A 20,643-nucleotide genomic window follows, 5' to 3' on the forward strand; every position below is an offset into this window, starting at 1 on the left:
ATGCGCATCATGGCCCAGATGGCGATGGTGATGAACCTCGACAAGTGCATCGGGTGCCACACGTGCTCGGTGACCTGCAAGCAGGCCTGGACCAACCGCACCGGCCTGGAGTACGTCTGGTTCAACAACGTCGAGACGCGGCCCGGCCTGGGTTACCCCCGGCGGTACGAGGACCAGGAGACCTGGAAGGGAGGCTGGGAGCTCGGCCGCAACGGCCGGCTCAAGCTCAAGGGCGGCGGCCGCCTGGCCAAGCTCGCCACGATCTTCAGCAACCCCAAGCTGCCCGAGATCGAGGACTACTACGAGCCCTGGACGTACGACTACGAGAACCTGCTGAACGCGCCGGCCTCCAAGACGTTCCCGGTCGCCCGCCCGCACTCGCTGCTGGACGGCCGCCCGATGAACCCGCAGTGGGGCGCCAACTGGGACGACGACCTGGGCGGCACCTACAAGACCGGCCACGACGACCCGATGCTGAAGGGCATCGAGGAGAAGGTCACCTTCGAGTTCGACAAGTCCTTCATGTTCTACCTGCCGCGCATCTGCGAACACTGCCTCAACCCCACCTGCGCGGCGTCGTGCCCCTCGGGCGCGATCTACAAGCGCGAGGAGGACGGCATCGTCCTCGTCGATCAGAACCGCTGCCGCGGCTGGCGCATGTGCATCTCGGGCTGCCCGTACAAGAAGATCTACTTCAACCACTCCACCGGCAAGGCCGAGAAGTGCACCTTCTGCTACCCGCGCATAGAGGTGGGCATCCCGACGGTGTGTTCGGAGACCTGCGTGGGTCGCCTGCGCTACATCGGACTCATGCTGTACGACGCCGAGGCCGTCACGGCCGCGGCCTCGGTGAAGGACGACCGTGACCTCTACGAGGCGCAGCGGGGCGTCTTCCTCGACCCGCGCGACCCGGCGGTGGCCCGCGAGGCCGAGCGCCAGGGCATCCCACTGGACTGGATCGACGCGGCGAAGAAGTCGCCGGTGCTGCGGCTGATCAACGACTACAAGGTCGCCCTGCCGCTGCACCCCGAGTACCGCACGATGCCGATGGTCTGGTACATCCCCCCGCTGTCCCCGATCGTGGACGCCGTGCGCGAAACCGGGCACGACGCCGAGGAGGCCGGCAACCTGTTCGGCGCCATCGACGCCCTGCGGATCCCGCTGGAGTACCTGGCCAACCTGTTCACCGCCGGTGACGTCGAACCGGTCCGCCAGGTGCTCGACAAGCTGGCCGCGATGCGCTCCTACATGCGCGACATCAACCTCGAGCGGGAACCGCGCGAGGAGATCGCCCAGGCCGTCGGCATGACCGGCTCCGAGGTGAAGGAGATGTTCCGCCTGCTCGCCATCGCCAAGTACGACGAGCGCTACGTCATCCCCACCGCGCACGCCGAGCAGGCGCACGCGCTGGAGGAGCTCGCCACCGACTGCCCGGTCGGCGAGGGCGGCCCGGGCGCGTTCGGCGGCGGCTCCGGCGGGCCGGTGCCCGTCGCGATCCAGACGCTGCGCGAGACCAAGGAGCGCATGCAGGCCGACGACATGAGCCAGGTCCCCGGCTCGGTCAGCTACCTGCAGTGGGACGGCCGCGGCGTGCCGGGCAAGGCGTCACCCGAGGAGGTGGAGCACCGCCAGGGCATCCCGGGCGCCGGCCCCGACATCACCGCCGACCCGCGCGCCGAGGCGCCGCTGAAGGGCATGAGGGCACAGGAGGACCCGCAGTGAGCCGACGACCCGCCGAGTGGCTCGGCCGCCTCGTGGGGGGCGGCCGGCCGCAGCCCGCGGCGTCCGAGATGCCGGTGCGGCGCCGGCACCCGGCGCCGAGCCTGCCCGAACCCGCGCTCCGGACGGGCTGGCAGCTGGTCTCGCTGCTGCTGTCCTACCCGGACGACCGCCTGCTTGGCCTGCTGCCGACCATCCGTGAGGCGGCCGGCACGCTGCCGGACGCCGTGGGCTCGCCCCTGCTGCGCCTGGCCGGCCACCTGGCGGACGCCGACCCGCAGGCCGTGTGCACGGCCTACGTGGACACCTTCGACACGACCCGCAAGTGCGCGCTGCACCTGACCTACTACGCCCACGGGGACACCCGGAAGCGCGGCATCGCCCTGGTGCAGTTCAAGCAGGCCTACCGCCGCGCCGGCCTGGAGGTGGGCGAGGACGAGCTGCCCGACCACCTGTCGGTGGTGCTGGAGTTCGGCGCCACGGGCTCGGTCGCTGTGGCGTGGAAGCTGCTGAACGACCACAGGTCCGGGATCGAGCTGCTGCAGCTCGGGCTGGACGCCAAGGACTCGCCGTGGGCGGACGCCGTGAGCGCCCTGCGCGCGACGCTGCCCCCGCTGGACGGCTCGCAGGCCGAGGCCGTGGCCCGCCTGCTCGCCGAGGGCCCCCCGAACGAGGACGTCGGCCTCGACGGCTACGCGCTCGACCCGCGGCTCAACCCGCACCCCGCCGACGACGACCTCGATCTTTCTCTCGATCTGACAGGAGCCCCGCGATGAACACCTTCCTGTTCGGCGTCTTCCCGTACCTGGCGATGGCGGTGTTCGTCGTCGGTACGATTTGGCGCTACAAGTACGACAAGTTCGGGTGGACCACCCGCAGCTCCCAGCTGTACGAGAGCCGGATGCTCCGCATCGGGTCGCCGCTGTTCCATTACGGCATCCTGCTCGCCGTGCTGGGCCACGCGATGGGCCTGGTGATCCCGAAGGCGTGGACGGATGTCCTCGTGCCCGAGGACATCTACCACGCCGTCGCCGTCGGGGGCGGCATGACCGCGGGCATCATGATCGTCGTCGGATTCGTCATCCTGGTCTTCCGTCGCCGGACGGTGAAGACGGTCTTCAACGCCACCACCGTCAACGACAAGGTCATGTACCTGGTGCTGGGCCTCACGATCCTCTTCGGCATGTGGAACACCATCAGCACCGCGTTCGCACCCGAGGAGTACCACTACCGCGAGGGCGTCTCCCCGTGGTTCCGCAGCATCTTCACGTTCCAGCCCAACGTCGACCTGATCGCCGGCGCGCCCTTCCAGTTCCAGGCGCACGCGGTGACCGCGTTCCTGCTGGTCATGATCTGGCCGTTCACCCGCCTGGTGCACGTTTTCTCGGCGCCGTTCCAGTACCTGGCCCGCCCGTACATCGTCTACCGCAGCAAAGGCGACACCGGCCAGCGGCCTACACCCTCGCGCGCACCGCAGGGCACATGGAAGAGCCCCACGGCGTCCAAGCGATAACCTCGTGCCATGACCGACATGATCGCTGCGGAGACGACGTCCCCGGGCTTCCGCTCAGAGGCCGCGCCGGACCGCTTCATGCGGCGCCTGCTCGGGGTCAGCGGCGGCGGGGTGTCGGGGGCGGGGGCCCAGAAGGCGTTCCGCACCTCGGTGATCGTCTCGGCGATCCGGTGCATCGTCACCTACGTGGTCGTTCCTGTCGTGGTGCCCCTGCTCGCCCTGTCCGGGTGGGTGGCGGCCCCGATCGGCATCGCGCTGTGCATCTACGCCGTGGTCAACGGCATCGTGAGCCTGCGGCGCTTCTGGGGGTCGGACCACCCCAGTCGCTGGCTCTACACCGGGTTCATTGCCGTCGTGTTCGTGGTGCTCGCGTTCGCGCTGGTCTCCGACCTCGGCCGACTGGGAGGAATCGCATGACAACCGACGACAACGGCACGCTGCGGACCGCCGAGGAGGTCGCCGGGGACGAGGAGGGGGGCGGCGCGGTCGCCACCCTGATCAACGTGGCGCTCTTCGCCTTCATGGTCATCTTCGCCGTCGGCTGCGGTTTGCTGGGCTGGTTCGGCTGAGGCAGCGATGACCCGACCCCCCGTGGACCAGGCACTCTGGCAGCCCTGGATCGACCATGTGTGCGCCGCCGTCGGCGTCGACCCGGCGCTGGTGGACGCCCGTGCCATCCACGACCTGACCGGCGAGGTCGCTCGGGTCGGGGAGCGCCCGATGGCCCCCGTGTCGGCCCACCTGTGGGGCGTCGCGGTCGGCGCGGGCGCCGATGCGGACGCCGCGGGCGCAGCCCTGCTGGACGCCGCCCGTGACGCCGCCCGCGGGGGTGGGTCGTGACACCGCTGCCGCCGCTCGTGGCCCCCGGACCCCCACTAGGCCGGGACGAGGCCCAGCGCTACTCGCGGCACCTGCTCGTCCCCGCCATCGGCGAGGCCGGCCAGCGTCGGCTGCGGGCCGCCCACGTCGCGGTCCTGGGGGCCGGCGGGCTCGGCTCCCCCGCACTGCTCTACCTGGCCGCCGCCGGCGTGGGGAGGCTGACGATCATCGACGACGATGTCGTGGACGTCACCAACCTCCACCGCCAGGTGATCCACCCCGACCGCGCGGTCGGGCACCCCAAGGTGGACTCGGCCGCCGCGTCCGTCTCAGCCCTCAACCCGACCGTGGAGGTCGTGACGCACCGCGTCCGGCTGACGCGGGGGAACGCCGCCGAACTGTTCGGCGACGTCCACCTCGTGCTGGACGGCACCGACAACTTCGACACCCGCTACGCCGTCAACGACGCGTGCGCCGACCTCGGGCTTCCGTACGTCTGGGCGTCGGTGTACCGGACCCAAGCGCAGGTGTCGGTGTTCTGGGCCTCACCGCCGGCGGGGTCCGTCGGCACGGACCTGCGCGACCTGTTCCCCGAGCCGCCGGCCCCGGGCACGGTGCCCAGCTGCGGCGACGCCGGGGTGCTCGGGGCCCTGACCGGCCAGGTGGGCTCGATGATGGCCGCCGAGGCGGTCAAGCTCATCTGCGGCGTCGGCGACCCCCTGCTCGGCCGCGTCGCCTTCGTCGACCTGCTCGCCGCCACCACGACCTGCATCCCGCTCCTCCCCCGCCGCGACACCCCCCGCCGCCGCCGAGAGCCCCGGCTCTCTCCGCCGAGAGCCCCGGGTTCGTCCGCCGACAGCCCTGGGTCCGTGCGCCCAGACCCCCTGCCGACGATCTCGGCCACCGACCTGGCCGCGGCGCTGGCGTCCGACACCCCGCCCGTGGTGCTCGACGTGCGCGAGCCCGCCGAGGTCGGCATCGCCGCCATCGACGGGTCGGTGCGCGTCCCGCTGGGCGAGGTGCTGGCCGACCCCGCCGGCACCGGCATCGCCCCGGACGCCGACCTGGTCGTCCACTGCAAGGCGCAACCCCGCTCCGAGGCCGCGGCGCACGCGCTGCTGGCTGCGGGGCACACCCGGGTGCGCGTCCTGGCCGGCGGCATCCTCGCCTGGGTCGCCGACGTCGACCCGAGCCAACCCACCTACTGACAGCACCGATGAGGAGCGCGCGATCGTGAGCAGGGTCCTGCTGAATGTCGAGGAATACCTCGCCGAGGTGCTGGCCCTCGTCACGCCCCTTCCCGACGTCGAGCGCGTGGCCCTGCGCGAGGCGTCCGGCCGCACGCTGGCCGAGCCCGTGCTGGCCCGCGGCGACGTGCCCGCTTTCGCCAACTCCGCCATGGACGGCTACGCCGTGCGCTCCGCCGACCTCGTACCCGGCGTCACCCTGCACGTCGCCGGCGAAGTCCTCGCCGGCGCGTCGGAGGACCCGGTCTTCGGCGGCTGCGCCTGCGTGAAGATCATGACCGGCGCCCCCCTCCCCTCGTGCGCGGACGCCGTCGTGCCCGTCGAGCAGACCACGCCCGTCGAGGGCGGCGTCCGGATCGACGCCGTCGTCGAGCGCGGACGCCACGTCAGGCACGCCGGCGAGGACCTCCGCGCCGGCGACCTGGCACTGGACGCCGGCGTCCGGCTCGACGCGCACGCGCTGGCCGCCGCGGCCGCCGCCGGGGTTCCCACCCTCGCCTGCGTGCGCCGCCCCGTGGTGGGCGTGATCGCGACCGGCGACGAGCTCATCCCGCCCGGCCAGGCGCTGGGACGCGGGCAGATCTTCGAGTCCAACGGAACGCTGCTCGCCGCCCTGCTCACGCGCGACGGCGCCACCCCCCGCACCCCGGACGCGGTGCGCGACACCCCTGAGGACCTCACCGCGGCGCTGGACGCCCTCGCCCCCGCGTGCGACCTCATCGTCGTCTCCGGCGGCGTCAGCGTCGGGGACGCCGACGTCACCCGCATCGTGCTCGAGGCTGGCGGGGCGCGGTTCCGCCACGTCCGGATGCAGCCGGGCAAGCCGCAGGGCTGGGCGCGCTGGGGCGCGGGGGGCGTCCCCGTGGTCGCGCTGCCCGGAAACCCGCTGTCGGCCGCGATCAGCTACGAGACGTTCGTCGCCCCCGCCCTCGACCGGCTGCACGACCGCCCCACCCCCGGCTGGTCGGTCGCCGTGGCCACCGTGGGCTGGGACTCACCGCCCGGACGCCGCCAGCTCATCCCCGTCGTCCTCGACGTCGACACAACCGGCCGCCAGCTGGCCCGGCCCGCGCACCGCCGCGGGTCGGCGTCGCACATGGTCACCTCGCTCGTGCTCGCGGACGGGATCGCCGCCGTCGGCGAGGACGTCACCACGGTCGCCCCCGGCGACCTCGTCGCCGTCAGGAGGCTCCCGTGACCGAGATGCCGTTCACCCACCTCGACGCGTCCGGCAGCGCCCGAATGGTCGACGTGACCGCCAAGCAGCCGACGGTGCGCGCGGCCACCGCCGCGGCGTCCGTCGTCGTGTCCGCCGACGTGGTCGACCTGTTGCGTTCGGGCGACGTGCCCAAGGGCGACGTGCTCGCGGTGGCCCGCATCGCGGGCATCCAGGCCGCGAAGAAGACCCCCGACCTGCTGCCGCTGGCGCACGTCATCGGCGTCCACGGCTGCGAGGTCGACCTGACCCTGCGCGACGACGGCGTGGACGTCCGCGCCACCGTGCGCACCGCTGACCGCACCGGGGTCGAGATGGAGGCGCTCACGGCCGTCAGCGTGGCCGCGCTGGCGATCATCGACATGGTCAAGGGCTTGGACCGCTTCGCCCACATCGAGCACGTGCGCCTGCTCGCCAAGGAGGGCGGCCGTTCCGGCACCTGGAAGCGGGAGAACTGATGTACGACGCGATCATCGTGGCCGGCGGGCAGGGCTCGCGCATGGGCGGGGTGTCCAAGGCCGACCTCGACATCGGCGGACGCCGCCTGCTCGACATCGTGCTCTCGGCCGTCACGGGCGCCGCGACCACGGTCGTGGTGGGCGACGTGGCCGTGCCCGACGGCGTCCTGCTCACGCGCGAGGACCCGCCCGGCACCGGCCCCGCCGCCGGCCTGCTGGCGGGGCTGGACGCCGTGGGCGCCCCCGCGCCGTGGACGCTCGTGCTGGCCTGCGACCTGCCGGACGCCCCCGCCGCCGTCCGCCGCTTGACGGACGCCCTCGCCACGGCCCCCGAGGAGGCCGACGGCCTGTGCCTGCGGGACGCCGGCGGCGAACTGCAGCACCTGGCCGCCCTCTACCGGACGCCCGCGCTGCGGTCCGCGTTCGCGGCGTGGGGCGACCCCGCCAACCGCTCGGTGCGGGGCGTGATGGCGTCCCTGTCCCTGCTGCCGGTAGACCCGGGCGGCGCCTCGGTCGAGGACCTCGACACCCCCGAGCAGCTCGCCCACTGGATCGCCTCGCACCCCGCCGCCCCCGGCAGCGCCGAGGACGACAAGCGCGACTGGCGGACGTTCGTCGAGGACGCCTGCGCCCGGCTCGGCCTCGACCCGGCGGGCATCGACGAGCACGCGATCCTGCGCCTGGCGCGCCGCGTGGCCCACCAGGGCGCCCGCCCGATGGCGCCCGTGTCCGGATACATCCTGGGGCTGGCGCTCGGCGCCCGTCCCGACGCCGACCCCGCGATGGTGATGGCCGAACTGCAGGACGCCATCGCCACGGCCCCCGAACCCACCCTGGAGGACTGATGGCCCACGTCCGCTACTTCGCCGCCGCCGCCGAGGCCGCCGGCGTCCACTCCGAGTCGGTCGACGCGCCGACGCTCGGCGAGCTCCGCCAGGCGCTGGTCGTCGCGCACGGCGCGTCGTTCGCCGGCGTCCTCGACCGCTGCTCGGTCCTGGTCGACGGCGCCAACACCGCCGATCCCGGAGCCCCGCTGGCCGAGGCCACGCTCGTCGACGTTCTGCCCCCGTTCGCCGGGGGCTGACCGCCTGCGGCCGGGGTGTGTGCATTTCTATGGGGCGGAAACCGCCGCACAGCAATGCCCAGACCCCGGCGTCGACGTGTTTCGCCCCATAGAAATGCACACGGAAGGGGCGCGCCACAGGGCCAGACGGCCGAACCGCGACAGTTCAGTCAATGACGATGTGGGAGGGACCCTGGCCTCTCCTTGCCGACACGACCACGGCCAAGGCATCACGGAAGCGCCCCATATCCTCGTACAGGGTCCTCGGGGCGACGGGGACGACGTGGATCTGCTGCTCCTCATATCCCAGGTCCCTGGTCAGGGTCCGTTCCCAGCGATCCGCGCCCGCGGCGTCCACGCCACGGTGGTACTTCTTCGAGTGCACCTGCACCGCGACGCCCTCGCCGGGGAAATATCCGTCCGGCACCCCGACGAACACGCCTGCACGCGTGGACAGGCGCGGGTTCGAGAGCATCCGTGGGAACCGGTGATCCTGGCGGATCGCGTCCCCCAGCACCGCTTCGGGGCGCGACCATGCGCCCTGCCTGAACGCGACGATCGCTTCATGGACGCCGCGGGTTCCGGCGTCACCCCCGTCTGCCACCTCCCGAGCCAGGAGTTCCTGAGTCGTCCGACGCGCGTACAACATCGCCAACGTCGCAGCGAGCAGATCGTTGCCCGACAATTCCTTGAACCGGCCCGCATCGGCGAGTGAGCGCTCGAGGGAGGCGACGGTGACATCCGATCGGACGAACTTCCGGGGCGCCCGCCGTGAGCGGACGGTGAGCATGCCCAGGCTGTTGCGCCGGGTCCGGCAGTCGGGCGGGACGAGGAAGCGGATCACTTCCGGCTTGGGCAGATCCTCCACGCCCCAAAGCTTGAGCGACGCGACCCCCGTCAACGCCGCCGCCGGCCCGGCCCACAGCCCGCCGGCGATCCTCAGCAGCGGCTCGGGCCACGGACCCACCGTCGCGGCGTACACGGCCCGGGTGACGCGGCGTCCGGCCAGGGCGAACTCGTGCAGCTCCCACTCACTGAACCCACGCTCCCTGAGTTGGGCCGTCGTGGCGAAGCCAAACTGGCTGGGGATGGAGGGAAATGGTCTGTCGCTCATGCCGAGACGATGGGCGGTTGGGCGGCCGTCCTGTCACCCAATCTCCGAGCCTGTGGACAACGTCGCACACGCCCCTCGACCTCGTGTGCATTTCTATGGGGCACAACCTGCCCGCAGAGCCCCGCGGGCGCTTCTGTGCTGCGGTTTTCGCCCCATAGAAATGCACACGGGGGGGCAGCAAGGCCGTGCTACCGCGGCGGGAGGCCCGTGGCGAAGCCGTCGATGGAGGTGGCGTTCTTGTCCGCCTGGTAGCGGGCGATGCCGTCGGGGCCCTTGTTCTGGGCCCACTGCGGCATGAGGTCGCGCTGTCCCTCGTAGCTGTACAGGGGGACGCCGAACCCGCACGAGGTCTGGCACTGGTCCACGTCCACGACGTAGACCTGCCGGGCGCCATCCATGGGCGGGAACAGGGCGAGGAGCTCGTCCCACTCGGGGTCCGGCGGCTGCACCATGCGGGCGGTGCCGTACAGGCGCAGGATCCACGGCTTGCCCTCGACCGAGCAGAACATCAGCGTCATCCGCGGGTTGGCGAGCACGTGGGCGGCGGTCTCGTTGCCCGAGCCCGTCCCGTTGAGCCACGCGACCCGGTTCGGCCCCAGCACCCGGAATGAGTCCAGCCCCTTGGGCGACACGTTGACGCGCCCGGTGGGTGCAGCCGTCGCGACGAAGAACATGTGCTGCTTGGCGATGAAGCGCACGAGTTGGGGTTCGATCGTGTCGTAGAAGCTGCCCATGGCGCAGAACCTACCCCCCGATGGCGCTCATCGGACGCCGCGGCTGCAGGAATCCCGGGTCGTTGATGCCGTGCCCGGGCAGCTTGACCGCCAGACTCGCGTGGATGCGCCGGATGATCTCGCCCCGGTCGACCCCCTCACGCAGGGGCGTCCGCAGGTCCGACTCGGCCGTGGCGAACAGGCAGTTGCGCAGCTGGCCGTCGGCGGTCAGTCGCAGCCGGTCGCACGCGCCGCAGAACGGGCGGGTGACCGAGGCGATGATGCCGACGGTGCCGAGCGGGTCACCGTCCGGCTCGCCCTTCGACGAACTCAGGGACCCGAGGGGGCGGACGCGGTAGCGCTCGGCCGGGGCGGCCCCCCGGCCCGGGATCGCCTCCAGGTCGAACGCCTCCGACAGCCACGCCTGCACCTCGTCGGCGGTGACCATGCCCTCGCGCGTCCAGGTGTGGCCGGCGTCCAGCGGCATCTGTTCGATGAAGCGCAGCTCGGCGTCGCGCTCCAGCGCGAACCGCAGCAGGTCGACGGCCTCGTGGGTGTTCACGTCGCGCAGCAGCACGGTGTTGAGCTTCAGCGGCCCCAGCCCGGCGGCTCGGGCGGCCTCGATGCCGGCGAGGGTGTCGTCCAGGCGGTCGCGCCGGGCCATCCGCCGGTACGTCTCCGCGTCCAGGGTGTCGAGCGACACGTTCACCCGCGCCAGCCCCGCCTCGGCCAGCGGCTCGGCGAGCTTCGCCAGCCCGATGCCGTTGGTGGTCATCGACACCTCGGGGTGGCCCCCCGGCCCCGACAGGGCCGCGATGCTGGCCACGATCGCGACGATGTCGGCGCGCAGCAGCGGCTCCCCACCGGTGAGCCGCACCTCGGAGATGCCGGCCTCGACGGCGATACCGACCAGCTCCACGAGTTCGTCCAGCGTCAGCAGGGACGCCTTCGGCAGCCATGGGACGCCCTCGCCGGGCATGCAGTAGGTACAGCGCAGGTTGCAGTGGTCGGTGAGGGAGACGCGCAGGTCGCGGTGCTCGCGGCCGTGGCCGTCGACCAGCAGGGGCAGGTTCCTCACGCTCCGTCCCCCAGGCCGAGGTTCGACCAGACGCGGCGCCCCGAGGCCTCGGTCTGGTGCTTCCAGATGGGCAGCTCGGCCTTGACCGCCTCGACCAGGGCGGAACACAGCGCGAACGCCTCCGCCCGGTGCGGGGTGGCGACCGCGCACACGAGGGCGACCTCCCCCACGTTCAAGCGCCCCACCCGGTGCGACAGAGCGACGGACGCCTCGCCGGCCGGGTCGAGCTCGCCGATCACCCGCTCGGCGATCCGCCCCAGGACAGCCCCGGCGTCCGGGTGGTGGGAGTAGTCGATGCCGACGACCTCGCCGGCCGCCTCGGGGTCGTGGTCGCGGATGATGCCGGTGAACGTCGCCATCGCCCCCGCGCGCGCTGAGGTGACCAGCGCGGCGTGCTCGGCGACGTCGAGGACGCCGGTGGTCACGGCTGCCCGTTCCAGCCCCATCAGTGGTCTCCTCCATCCAGTTGATCGAGCAGGTGGGCGACCAGCGGGAGGACGACCTCCAGCCCCTCGGTGACGGCCCGGGGCGAGCCGGGCAGGTTGACGACGACCGCGTCGCCGGCCACGCCTGCCAGCCCGCGACTCAGGTAGGCGTGCGGTTTGCCGGACCACGCGCGCAACAACTCGGGGATGCCCGGGATCTCCCGGTCGAGGACGCCGCGGGTCCCCTCCGGCGTCCGGTCGCGTGGGCCGAGCCCGGTGCCGCCCGACGTCACGACCAGGCGTGCGCCGGACGCCAGCGCCGCACGCAGGGCGTCCGCCACCGACTGCTCGCCATCGGGGATGACCGATGACGTGACGTCGTAGCCCGCCCCGGCCAGCAGTGTGATCGCCGCGGGGCCCGATGCGTCCGCCCGCTCGCCCGCGTGGCACCGGTCGGAGACGGTGACCACGTGGGCGTGCGGGCGGACGGGCATGTGGGTCAGGCTACCTCGCGTCAGGAGACCAGGTGCTCCCGCTCGATGATCGCGTCGCGCAGCTCGCGGCGCTTGCGCTGCTCGTCGGGGTCGGGGACCGGGACGGCCGACAGCAGGCGCTGCGTGTACGGGTGCTGCGGGCGGGTCACGATGTCGAGGGTGTCGCCGACCTCGACCAGGTGGCCGCGGTGCATGACGGCGATGCGGCTGGACACCTGCTCGACGACCGCGAGGTCGTGGCTGATGAACAGGCAGGCGAAGCCGTACTGCTCCTGCAGCTCCTTGAAGAGCTTCAGGACGCGGGCCTGGACGGACACGTCCAGGGCCGAGGTCGGCTCGTCGGCGATCAGCAGCTTCGGGTTCAGCGCGAGCGCGCGGGCGATGCCGATGCGCTGGCGCTGGCCGCCGGACAGCTCGTGCGGGTAGCGGTTCCGCATCGCGCGCGGCAGGTGCACCGAGTCCAGCAGGTCCTCGACCTTCTTGCTCAGCGCGGCGCCCTTGAGGCCCTCGTGCAGGAACAGCGGCTCGCCGATGGACTCGCCCACGGGCAGGCGCGGGTTCAGCGAGGAGCCCGGGTCCTGGAACACGATGCCGACGGTCTTACGGAAGGGCTTGAGCTCCTTGACCGACTTGTTCGTGATGTCGAACCCGCCCACGGTCAGCTTGCCCTCGCGCACCGGCAGCAGCGCGACCGCGGCGCGGCCGAGCGTGGTCTTGCCGGAGCCGGACTCGCCGACCAGGCCGACGACCTCGCCCTGGTCGACGCGCAGGTTGATGTGCTCCGCGGCCCGGAACTCGGGACGACGCCCCTGCTTCGGGTAGACGATTGCGACGTCCTCCATGAGGAGGGCGGGCTCGGTGTTCGTGCGCGCGGCGCTGAGCGGGACGGGGTTGCCCTCGGTCTCGATGACCGTGTTGGGCCGGTCTGCCAGGTCGTCGTCGTCCACGTGTTCCGCCAGGTGCGGGACGGACGCCAGCAGCTGCTGGGTGTAGGGGTGACGGGGGTTCTTGAAGATGTCGTGGCTCGAGCCGTGCTCGACGACCTTGCCGTCCTTCATCACGATGATGCGGTCGGCCATGTCGGCGACGACGCCCATGTCGTGGGTGATGAGGATGATGCCCGCGCTGACCCGTTCGCGCAGCTCGCGCATCAGCTTCAGGATCTCGGCCTGGACGGTGACGTCGAGGGCGGTGGTGGGTTCGTCGGCGATCAGGAGCTTCGGCTCACACGCGAGCGCTTGGGCGATCATGATGCGCTGGCGCTGGCCACCCGAGAGCTGATGGGGGAACTTGTTGAAGCTGTCCTCCGGCTCGGGGATCTCCACCATGCGCATGAGCTCGATGGCGCGCGCCTTGGCCGCCGCCGGGTTCATCAGGTAGTGCGTGCGGAGCGTCTCCACGATCTGGAAGCCGACGGTGTAGACCGGGTTGAGAGCGGTCATCGGCTCCTGGAAGATCACCGAGATCTCGTTGCCGCGCACCTCGCGCAGCTCTTGGATCGACATGCCGACCAGCTCGGTGCCCTTCAGGTCGGCCGAGCCGGTGGCGCGGCCCGTGGGCGGCAGGAGGCCCAGCAGGGACATCGACGACTGGGTCTTGCCCGAACCGGACTCGCCCACGATGGCCAGCACCTCGCCGGCCTTGAGCTCGTAGCTCATGTTCTCGACGGCGGTGAACCACTCCTGGCCGACCCAGAACCGGACGGTCAGGTCCTGGACCTTCAGGATCGTGTCGCCCTTGGCCACCGGGCCGCCGGTGTCGCGGGAGAGCTTGATGGCGTCGGTGAAGACCGAGCGCGCCTTCTCGGGGTGCTGCTGCGGCTGGCTCACGGGGCCACCTCCTGGCTCTGGGCGGCGCGCGAGGCGGCCAGCTGCTTCTCGGCCTTGGCCATGGCGCGCGCGGACGGGATCTTCTTGGTGCGCGGGTCGAAGGCGTCACGCAGGCCGTCGCCGATGAAGTTGATGCTCAAGGCGATCAAGATGATGAACACGCCCGGCCACCAGAACAGCCACGGACGGGTGGAGAACGCACCCTGGTTCTCCGAGATCAGGCGACCCAGCGAGATCGTGGGCTCGGTGATACCGAAGCCGACGAAGCTCAGCGCCGCCTCGAGGGTGACGGCCGCCGACATCAGCAGGGTGCCGTTGACGACGATGACGCCGACCGCGTTGGGCAGCATGTGCTTGGTGATGATGCGCCAGTCGGACGCCCCGGCCACGCGGGCCGAGTCGACGAACTCGCGCTCGCGCAGGGTCAGGAACTCCGAGCGGACGAGGCGCGCCAGGCCGGTCCAGAGGATGCAGCCGAGCGCGACGGCCAGGATGACGGGCATGTTCTCGCGGATGCTCTGGGTCAGCTCCGGGCCGGCGTTGAGGCGCAGCGGAATCTTGCTGACCAGGGCGCCCAGCACGGCGCCGAGCACGATGACGGGCAGCGTGATGACCAGGTCGGTGAAGCGCATCAGCGCCATGTCGACCTTGCCGCGGTAGAAGCCGGCCAGCGACCCGACGGTCACGCCGAGCGTGATCGCGACGGCGCCGAGCACCACGGCCACGAGCAGCGAGGTCTGCACGCCGGTCATCACCTGGGCGAAGTAGTCGCGGCCCAGCGAGTCCTGGCCGAAGGGGTTCGCGCCGATGGCGAACTCGGTGGCGCCCCCGATGCCGGGGATGCTCAGGCTCGGGCGTCCGCCGTTGATGACGTCGCCGGAGCTGATCGTCTGGACGCGCCACAGGCCGTCGATGGGGCCGATGCCCATCGAGATGGCGGAGAAGACGAAGACTGCCGCGATGGTGATCAGGCCGAACATGGCGCCGCGATGGCGGACGAACCGGCTCCAGACGATCTGACCCTGCGAGAGGCCCTTCACGTCCTGGCCCTCGCCGACGCCCTCGCCGCGGCCGTAGGCCTCGTCGTCGGCGACCGTTTCGGGCACCTCGACCGCGGCCGCGCCGGAGTCGTTGGTGTCGACGGGGATCTCCGTGTCGTGCGGCGGCGCGTCGGGGAGCGCCTCCTCGATGCGGTCGGGATCGTCCGAGGAGTACTTCGGGGTGTAGTTGTCGTTGCTCATGCGTTCACCCGAATCCTGGGGTCGATGACGGCGTAGAGGAAGTCGGCCACCAGGTTGGCAATCATCGCCAGGCCGCCGGTCAGCATGATGTAGAACATGACCGGGTCGACCTCCTGGCCTCCGAGCGAGGTGAGGAACATGCGGCCCATGCCTGCCCAACCGAAGATGGTCTCGGTGATGACCGCGCCGCCGATCAGCGTGATGAAGTCGACGGGGACGATCGAGGCCAGCGGCATGAGCGCGTTGCGCAGGGCGTGGCGGACGATGACGACCCGCTCCGAAAGGCCCTTGGACCGCGCGGTGCGGATGTAGTCCTGGTTCAGCACCTCGAGCATGGCGCCGCGCTGGTAGCGGACGTAGGTGGCGAACGAGATCATCACCAGGGCGAGGGTCGGCAGCATCAGGTGGGTGGCCATGTCCAGCTGCCTCATCCAGAAGTCGGCGCTCAGGCCCGGCGTTGCGGCGCCGATCGTGGCGAGCGGCCTGCCCCGGATCTGAGGCGCGTTGTTGTAGGGCACCCAGGTCTGGAGGACGCGGTCGGCGAAGATCAGCACGCCGGTGAACAGGGCGACGATCATCGCGCCGCGGATGGAGATCTGGCGGTCGGGGCCGCCGAAGAGCAAGCCGATGAGGGCGGCCACGGCCAGCGAGACGGCCAGCAAGCCGAACATCCAGGGCCAGCTCATCTCCCAGTAGGCCCACAGCCACTGCAGCGGCCACCAGATGATGGTCCCGAGCAGGGCGGTGGTGAGGGCGGAGTAGAGGGCACGCTTGTTGTTCAGGCCGGCGAAGATCGCGGTAACGCCGAAGGCGAAGGCGATCGAGAGGACGCCAACGCCGACGACGCCGATCGTCGGGTTTTCGACCCACCCGGTGGCCAGCGTGAGCACGAGGACGGCGAAGGTCACGATGAGCGCGCCAAGAAAGACCTTGATCTTCTTGTCGCGCCGCCCGCCCAGTGCGCCGGTCCAGAACAGTGCCGAGATGAGGCTGAGTGTCACCACCAACGGCCAGTTGATCGTGGGGTTCTGCAGGTAGTCGTTGGCGCCGATGGCGAGGAATTGCTTCAGGAGGACCGCGACCCAGAAGATCGGCAGCGAGTAGAGCAGGAACGACACGAAGGTGATGACGTAGTCGAACGTCGTGTACTGGCGCAGCGCCGAGACGAGGCCGATCGTGACGCCGAGCAGGATCGAGATGATCGTGGCGGCGAGCACCAGCTGGACCGACGTGGCGATCGCGCCGCGGATGAGCTGGCTGACCGGCTGCATGGTGCGCCAGGCGATGCCGAAGTCACCCTGGACGAAGTGGCCCAGCCACAGGAAGTAGCGCTGATACCACGGCACGTCGAGGTTGAGCAAGCGCACGCGGTTCGCGATGAGCTCGGCGCGGTTGGGAGCCGGGTTCTCCCGCAGGTCCTGCAACGGGTCGAGCGCGAACTCGAGGAGGCCGTACATGAGGAACGACAGGATGAACAGGGTGCCGAGGGCCAGGCCGAGCCTTCGAGCGATGAAACGTGCCATGGACTACTCCCAGTCAGGGGCATGCGGCGGACGGACGATCGGGTGCATCGTGTGATAGTAGCGAGGTCGACTCGCGCTGTGGGGCGCCAGGCTTGCCTGGCGCCCCACAGTCTTGATACCTAGCGACCTTCGACCATGGTCAGGCCACGGTCTCCCACTCCCAGAAGTTCCAGAAGAAGGTCGGCGACAGCGGGATGGACGAAACGCCCTTCACCTTGGTGGTGTCGATGCCGGTGATCTCCGGGAACTGGAAGATGGTCAGACCGAACGCATCCTCGACGAGAATCTTCTCGACCTCCTTGACGATCTCGCCTTGGCGGGCCGTGTCGGTGGTGGTGTTCAGCTCGTTGAGGAGCTTGTCGACCTGGGCGTTGCTGTAGCCGCCGTAGTTGTTCTGCCCATCGGACAGGTAGTTCGGCGGAACCTGCGAAACGCCCAGAGCGGTGGACTGCCACCCGAACAGCGATGCGTCGTAGACGTCGTTGGTGCTCAGCAGCTGACCCCAGTCCGTGCTGGAAGCGTCCACGATCGTGAAGCCGGCCTGCTCGGCGGTCTCCTTGATCAGCTGGAACTCCTGCTGACGGCGGGTGTTGTTCTGGGCGAAAAGCATCCGGACGGTCGGGTTGGTGACGCCGGCCTCGGCCAGCAGCTCCTTGGCCTTGTCGACGTTCGAGCCGCCGCCGTAGGTGGCCTCCATGCCATTGGCCTCGGCGGTCGCGTCGTACTCGGGCGAGCCGGGGACGACGTTGAAGGTGTTGCGGACCGTTGCCTCGGGGTTCAGCGGCTTGATGATGTTGTCGATGATCCGCTGGCGGGGCAGGGTCTGGAGGAACGCCTGGCGAACCTTCCTCGCCTTCTCCGCGTCACCACCGTAGGACTTGGGGTCGAACGGCCCGCCGTTGTTGAAGACAAGGTCCACGTGCTCGTAGGTGCCGCCGGACTGCGTCAGGGTCTCGACGTTGGGCGCGAGCGCCTGCAGCTGCTGCAGGATGTCGGCCGTCGACTGAGGCTGCGTGACTGCGACCTCACCGTTCTGCAGGGCCTGCACCGACGCCTGGGCGTCCGGGATGATGCGGACCGTGAGCTTGTCGATCTTCGGAGCGCGCATGCCCTTGTAGTTGGGGTTCTTCTCGACCGTGAGGTACTGCTCCTCGACGAGTTCGGAGATGACGTACGGGCCGGACCCGACCAACAGTTCCTCGTCGGACGGCGTCGACTTGAAGTTGAAGTCGTTGTTCCAGACCTTGGCGATCTTGGCCAGGCTGGCTCGGTCGTTGTTCTTGAACGCGTCGATGATGGCCTGCTCGCCGGCCTCGGCGTCGGCGGTCTGCAGAGCCCGCTTGGCGACGACGTGCGCGGGAACGCCGACCGGCGACATGGCGAGGATCTCCCAGTCGACGAAGGGCTCCGACCAGGTGTAGGTGATCTCCTTGCCGTCCGCCGAGATCTCGGGGAAGTCCTTGACCAGCGTGTACCCGGGCGAGGCAGCGTTGAAGTAGACGTTGTCGCCCTCGACGCCGGAGACCTCACCGGTGTTCTCGTCGGTCTTGACCGCGTCGGACTCGACAGTGTTGAAGTTGGTGGAGACCGCGCCCCAGAGGAGGACGGCGTCGGCGGCGGTGACCGGGGTGCCATCCGACCACGTGGCCGTGTCGGCCAGGGTGATCTTGACCTTCAGCGGATCGTCGGAGACCTTCTCGTACTTGCCGAACGAGGAGTTCTGGGCGATCTCCAGATCCTGGTCGTAGTACCCGATCGAGTCGTTGGTCAGGTACAGGATGTTGGCGTTCGCGGTGGCGTTGCCGTAGTCGGTGTCCGAGTTGCGGCTGTAGAACGCCTGGTTCCAGGCGACGCTGAGCGCCGTGGGGCCCGTCGGGGCGGCGCTCGTGCCGGCGGTGCCGGCGGGGGCGGTCGGGGTCGCCGGCGTGCACGCCGAGAACGCCAACGCGCTCGCCACAGCGATGCCCGCCGTGGCCAGAAGCTTGCGCTTGCTCAATGTTCCTCCATGGGTTCCGGGAGGCTCCTGCGGTAGGGCCCCCGTGCGGACCAGTCTGCCCCCGGGTGTGGGCAGTCGGGCGTCGTGAGTGAACCGTACACAGCCACCTCGATGCGGAGGCAACAGGTGTCGCCGAACAGAGGTTGATTCGTTATCCGACCGTGACAGGAACGACAAAAACCCCAAGTCGCCAAGTGAAAAGTGATCGGTTTCAGCGACGATTGACGACCACGGTGCCCAGCAGCAGGTCGTTGATGCCGCGCCGGTCCGGCCCGATCACGACGGCGGGCACCACGAGGCTCACCATCGCCGCGCGCGCGATCGCGCGCAGGGGGCCGATCGGGGAGCCATCGACCCTTGTCACGCCGATGCGCGAAACGAGTTGCCCGAACGAGCTGCCCGTGAGCGCGGTGAGCACGGACTTCTGCACGAAGTAGGTGGCCAGCACCATCCAGGCCTTCCAGCCGCTCTCGGTGAGGACGCCGCCCCCGAAGGCCCCGATGGCAACGATCATGCTCGCGCCCCAGTCGAGGACGAGCGCGCCCAGCCGACTCGCCCACCGCGCCAGGGAACCCGGCCCGGTGGCGGGCAGGCCCAACGACTGGCCCGGGTAGGTGTCGACGTCGGTCACCCGCGTCACCCTACCGGCGGGCGTAACACCACCGAAACACGGACGACACCGAGCGGTGACGTCACCGGCCTACCGTTCCATCGTCAAGCCCCTACCTATTCGGAGGATCCATGTTCAAAGACGCAGACGAGCTCCTCGCCTACATCGAGGAGAACGACGTCGAGACCGTCGACGTCCGCTTCTGCGACCTGCCCGGCGTGATGCAGCACTTCACCATCCCGGCGAAGTTCCTCACCCAGGACATCATCGAGGAGGGCCTCTCCTTCGACGGCAGCTCGATCCGTGGGTTCCAGAAGATCCACGAGTCCGACATGGCGCTCCTGCCGGATGTCACCTCGGCCTGCCTGGACCCCTTCCGCAAGAGCAAGACGCTCAACCTGAACTGGTTCGTCCACGACCCGATCACCCGCGAGCCCTACAGCCGCGACCCCCGCAACATCGCCCGCAAGGCCGAGGAGTACCTCAAGTCGACCGGCATCGGCGACACCGCCTTCTTCGGCCCCGAGGCCGAGTTCTACGTGTTCGACTCCGTCCGCTTCGAGACCAAGTCGAACGCCTCCTACTACTTCATCGAGTCCGAGGCCGGCGCGTGGGCGTCCGGCTCGGAGACGGACCTGGACGGTCGCGCCAACCGCGGCTACAAGGTCAAGTACAAGGGCGGCTACTTCCCGGTGGCCCCGGTCGACCACTTCGGTGACCTGCGCGACGACATGGTCCGCCACCTGCAGGACGTGGGCCTCACGATCGAGCGCGCCCACCATGAGGTCGGCACCGCTGGCCAGGGCGAGATCGCCACGAAGTTCGACACGCTGATGCGCGCGGCCGACAACATTCAGAAGTACAAGTACATCATCAAGAACACCGCCTGGGAGGCCGGCAAGACTGCCACCTTCATGCCGAAGCCGATCTTCGGCGACAACGGCTCGGGCATGCACGTGCACCAGTCGATCTGGGCGGGCGGGGAGCCCCTGTTCGCCGACGAGGCCGGGTACGCGGGCCTGTCGGACATCGCCCGGTGGTACATCGGCGGCATCCTGCACCACGCGCCGTCGCTGCTCGCGTTCACCAACCCGACCGCGAACTCCTACCACCGCCTGGTGCCGGGCTTCGAGGCACCGGTCAACCTGGTCTACAGCCAGCGCAACCGCTCGGCCTGCATCCGCATCCCGCTGACCGGCCCCTCCCCCAAGGCCAAGCGCATGGAGTTCCGCTGCCCCGACCCGTCGGCCAACCCGTACCTCGCGTTCGCCGCGATGCTGCTGGCCGGCCTGGACGGCATCCAGAACAAGATCGAGCCGCCGCAGCCGATCGACAAGGACCTCTACGAGCTCCCGCCCGAGGAACACGCGGAGATCGCGCAGGTGCCCGGCTCGCTGGGGGAGGCGCTGGACGCCCTCGAGGCCGACCACGACTACCTGCTCGCGGGTGGCGTGTTCACCGCCGACCTCATCGAGACCTGGATCGAGATGAAGCGCGAGGACATCGACGCCATCCGCCTGCGCCCGCACCCCCACGAGTTCGAGCTCTACTTCGACCTCTGAGCAGTTCGGACGCCCCGGCCCAC

At 70.2% G+C, this 20,643-nt stretch carries 22 protein-coding genes; 12 read left to right on the plus strand and 10 right to left on the minus strand.

Features of this window, described 5'->3' with window-relative positions; translation table 11 throughout:
- Genes narH through ET989_RS03315 form a run of 11 tightly spaced genes read left to right on the plus strand, consistent with a single transcriptional unit; the run spans window position 1 to window position 8,056 of the window.
- A complete protein-coding gene (gene narH / locus ET989_RS03270) occupies window positions 1–1,722 on the plus strand; it encodes a nitrate reductase subunit beta (protein WP_131167131.1) in 1,722 nt (573 codons plus the stop codon).
- Window positions 1,719–2,495 (plus strand): nitrate reductase molybdenum cofactor assembly chaperone, encoded by a 777-nt coding sequence (gene narJ / locus ET989_RS03275; RefSeq protein WP_241656184.1) that lies wholly within the window; start codon window positions 1,719–1,721, stop codon window positions 2,493–2,495. The genes narH and narJ overlap by 4 nt, the downstream gene beginning before the upstream one ends.
- Window positions 2,492–3,232: a respiratory nitrate reductase subunit gamma gene (narI, locus tag ET989_RS03280; protein ID WP_131167132.1), complete on the plus strand. Its 741-nt coding sequence runs from the start codon at window positions 2,492–2,494 to the stop codon at window positions 3,230–3,232. The genes narJ and narI overlap by 4 nt, the downstream gene beginning before the upstream one ends.
- A 9-nt stretch (window positions 3,233–3,241) precedes the next feature.
- On the plus strand, window positions 3,242–3,649 hold the full coding sequence (locus ET989_RS03285) for a hypothetical protein (protein WP_131167133.1): 408 nt from the start codon (window positions 3,242–3,244) through the stop codon (window positions 3,647–3,649).
- On the plus strand, window positions 3,646–3,801 hold the full coding sequence (locus ET989_RS14775; RefSeq protein WP_165490004.1) for a hypothetical protein: 156 nt from the start codon (window positions 3,646–3,648) through the stop codon (window positions 3,799–3,801). The genes ET989_RS03285 and ET989_RS14775 overlap by 4 nt, the downstream gene beginning before the upstream one ends.
- Before the next feature lie 7 nt (window positions 3,802–3,808).
- Window positions 3,809–4,072, plus strand: coding sequence for a DUF6457 domain-containing protein (locus ET989_RS03290; RefSeq protein WP_131167134.1), 264 nt, complete (start codon window positions 3,809–3,811; stop codon window positions 4,070–4,072).
- A complete protein-coding gene (locus ET989_RS03295; RefSeq protein WP_131167135.1) occupies window positions 4,069–5,259 on the plus strand; it encodes a ThiF family adenylyltransferase in 1,191 nt (396 codons plus the stop codon). Before ET989_RS03290 ends, ET989_RS03295 begins: the two co-directional genes overlap by 4 nt.
- A gap of 25 nt (window positions 5,260–5,284) precedes the next feature.
- The gene (locus ET989_RS03300) at window positions 5,285–6,496 is read left to right on the plus strand and encodes a molybdopterin molybdotransferase MoeA (protein ID WP_206662201.1); all 1,212 of its coding nucleotides are present in this window, start codon (window positions 5,285–5,287) and stop codon (window positions 6,494–6,496) included.
- Entirely contained in the window at window positions 6,493–6,972 is a 480-nt protein-coding gene (gene moaC, locus ET989_RS03305) for a cyclic pyranopterin monophosphate synthase MoaC (protein ID WP_206662202.1), read from the plus strand. The genes ET989_RS03300 and moaC overlap by 4 nt, the downstream gene beginning before the upstream one ends.
- Complete coding sequence (locus ET989_RS03310) at window positions 6,972–7,817, plus strand: NTP transferase domain-containing protein (protein WP_131167137.1); 846 nt, start codon at window positions 6,972–6,974, stop codon at window positions 7,815–7,817. Before moaC ends, ET989_RS03310 begins: the two co-directional genes overlap by 1 nt.
- Window positions 7,817–8,056: a MoaD/ThiS family protein gene (locus ET989_RS03315; protein WP_131167138.1), complete on the plus strand. Its 240-nt coding sequence runs from the start codon at window positions 7,817–7,819 to the stop codon at window positions 8,054–8,056. Before ET989_RS03310 ends, ET989_RS03315 begins: the two co-directional genes overlap by 1 nt.
- Before the next feature lie 145 nt (window positions 8,057–8,201).
- On the opposite strand, the gene ET989_RS03320 is transcribed toward ET989_RS03315, so the two are convergent.
- The 10 genes from ET989_RS03320 to ET989_RS03365 form a co-directional block, all read right to left on the minus strand.
- Window positions 8,202–9,149: a hypothetical protein gene (locus ET989_RS03320; RefSeq protein ID WP_131167139.1), complete on the minus strand. Its 948-nt coding sequence runs from the start codon at window positions 9,147–9,149 to the stop codon at window positions 8,202–8,204.
- Between the two features lie 188 nt (window positions 9,150–9,337).
- On the minus strand, window positions 9,338–9,883 hold the full coding sequence (locus tag ET989_RS03325) for a pyridoxamine 5'-phosphate oxidase family protein (RefSeq protein WP_131167140.1): 546 nt from the start codon (window positions 9,881–9,883) through the stop codon (window positions 9,338–9,340).
- 10 nt (window positions 9,884–9,893) lie between these two features.
- Window positions 9,894–10,940, minus strand: coding sequence for a GTP 3',8-cyclase MoaA (gene moaA / locus ET989_RS03330; RefSeq protein ID WP_206662203.1), 1,047 nt, complete (start codon window positions 10,938–10,940; stop codon window positions 9,894–9,896).
- Window positions 10,937–11,386, minus strand: a complete 450-nt coding sequence (locus ET989_RS03335; RefSeq protein WP_131167141.1) for a molybdenum cofactor biosynthesis protein MoaE — start codon at window positions 11,384–11,386, stop codon at window positions 10,937–10,939. Before ET989_RS03335 ends, moaA begins: the two co-directional genes overlap by 4 nt.
- A complete protein-coding gene (locus tag ET989_RS03340) occupies window positions 11,386–11,859 on the minus strand; it encodes a MogA/MoaB family molybdenum cofactor biosynthesis protein (RefSeq protein ID WP_131167142.1) in 474 nt (157 codons plus the stop codon). The genes ET989_RS03335 and ET989_RS03340 overlap by 1 nt, the downstream gene beginning before the upstream one ends.
- Window positions 11,860–11,879: 20 nt before the next feature.
- Entirely contained in the window at window positions 11,880–13,688 is a 1,809-nt protein-coding gene (locus tag ET989_RS03345) for an ABC transporter ATP-binding protein (RefSeq protein WP_241656185.1), read from the minus strand.
- Entirely contained in the window at window positions 13,685–14,929 is a 1,245-nt protein-coding gene (locus ET989_RS03350; protein ID WP_131167143.1) for an ABC transporter permease, read from the minus strand. Before ET989_RS03350 ends, ET989_RS03345 begins: the two co-directional genes overlap by 4 nt.
- Window positions 14,926–16,452: an ABC transporter permease gene (locus ET989_RS03355; protein ID WP_131167144.1), complete on the minus strand. Its 1,527-nt coding sequence runs from the start codon at window positions 16,450–16,452 to the stop codon at window positions 14,926–14,928. Before ET989_RS03355 ends, ET989_RS03350 begins: the two co-directional genes overlap by 4 nt.
- Before the next feature lie 139 nt (window positions 16,453–16,591).
- Entirely contained in the window at window positions 16,592–18,448 is a 1,857-nt protein-coding gene (locus tag ET989_RS03360) for an ABC transporter family substrate-binding protein (protein WP_131167145.1), read from the minus strand.
- Window positions 18,449–18,659: 211 nt separating this feature from the next.
- A complete protein-coding gene (locus ET989_RS03365) occupies window positions 18,660–19,079 on the minus strand; it encodes an RDD family protein (protein ID WP_131167146.1) in 420 nt (139 codons plus the stop codon).
- A gap of 110 nt (window positions 19,080–19,189) precedes the next feature.
- Here ET989_RS03365 and glnA point away from each other — a divergent pair, with 110 nt between their 5' ends.
- A complete protein-coding gene (glnA, locus tag ET989_RS03370) occupies window positions 19,190–20,620 on the plus strand; it encodes a type I glutamate--ammonia ligase (RefSeq protein ID WP_131167147.1) in 1,431 nt (476 codons plus the stop codon).
- The last annotated feature ends 23 nt before the right edge of the window (window positions 20,621–20,643 follow it).

It is taken from the genome of Propioniciclava sinopodophylli (genome assembly GCF_004324755.1).
GTDB lineage: Bacteria > Actinomycetota > Actinomycetes > Propionibacteriales > Propionibacteriaceae > Propioniciclava > Propioniciclava sinopodophylli.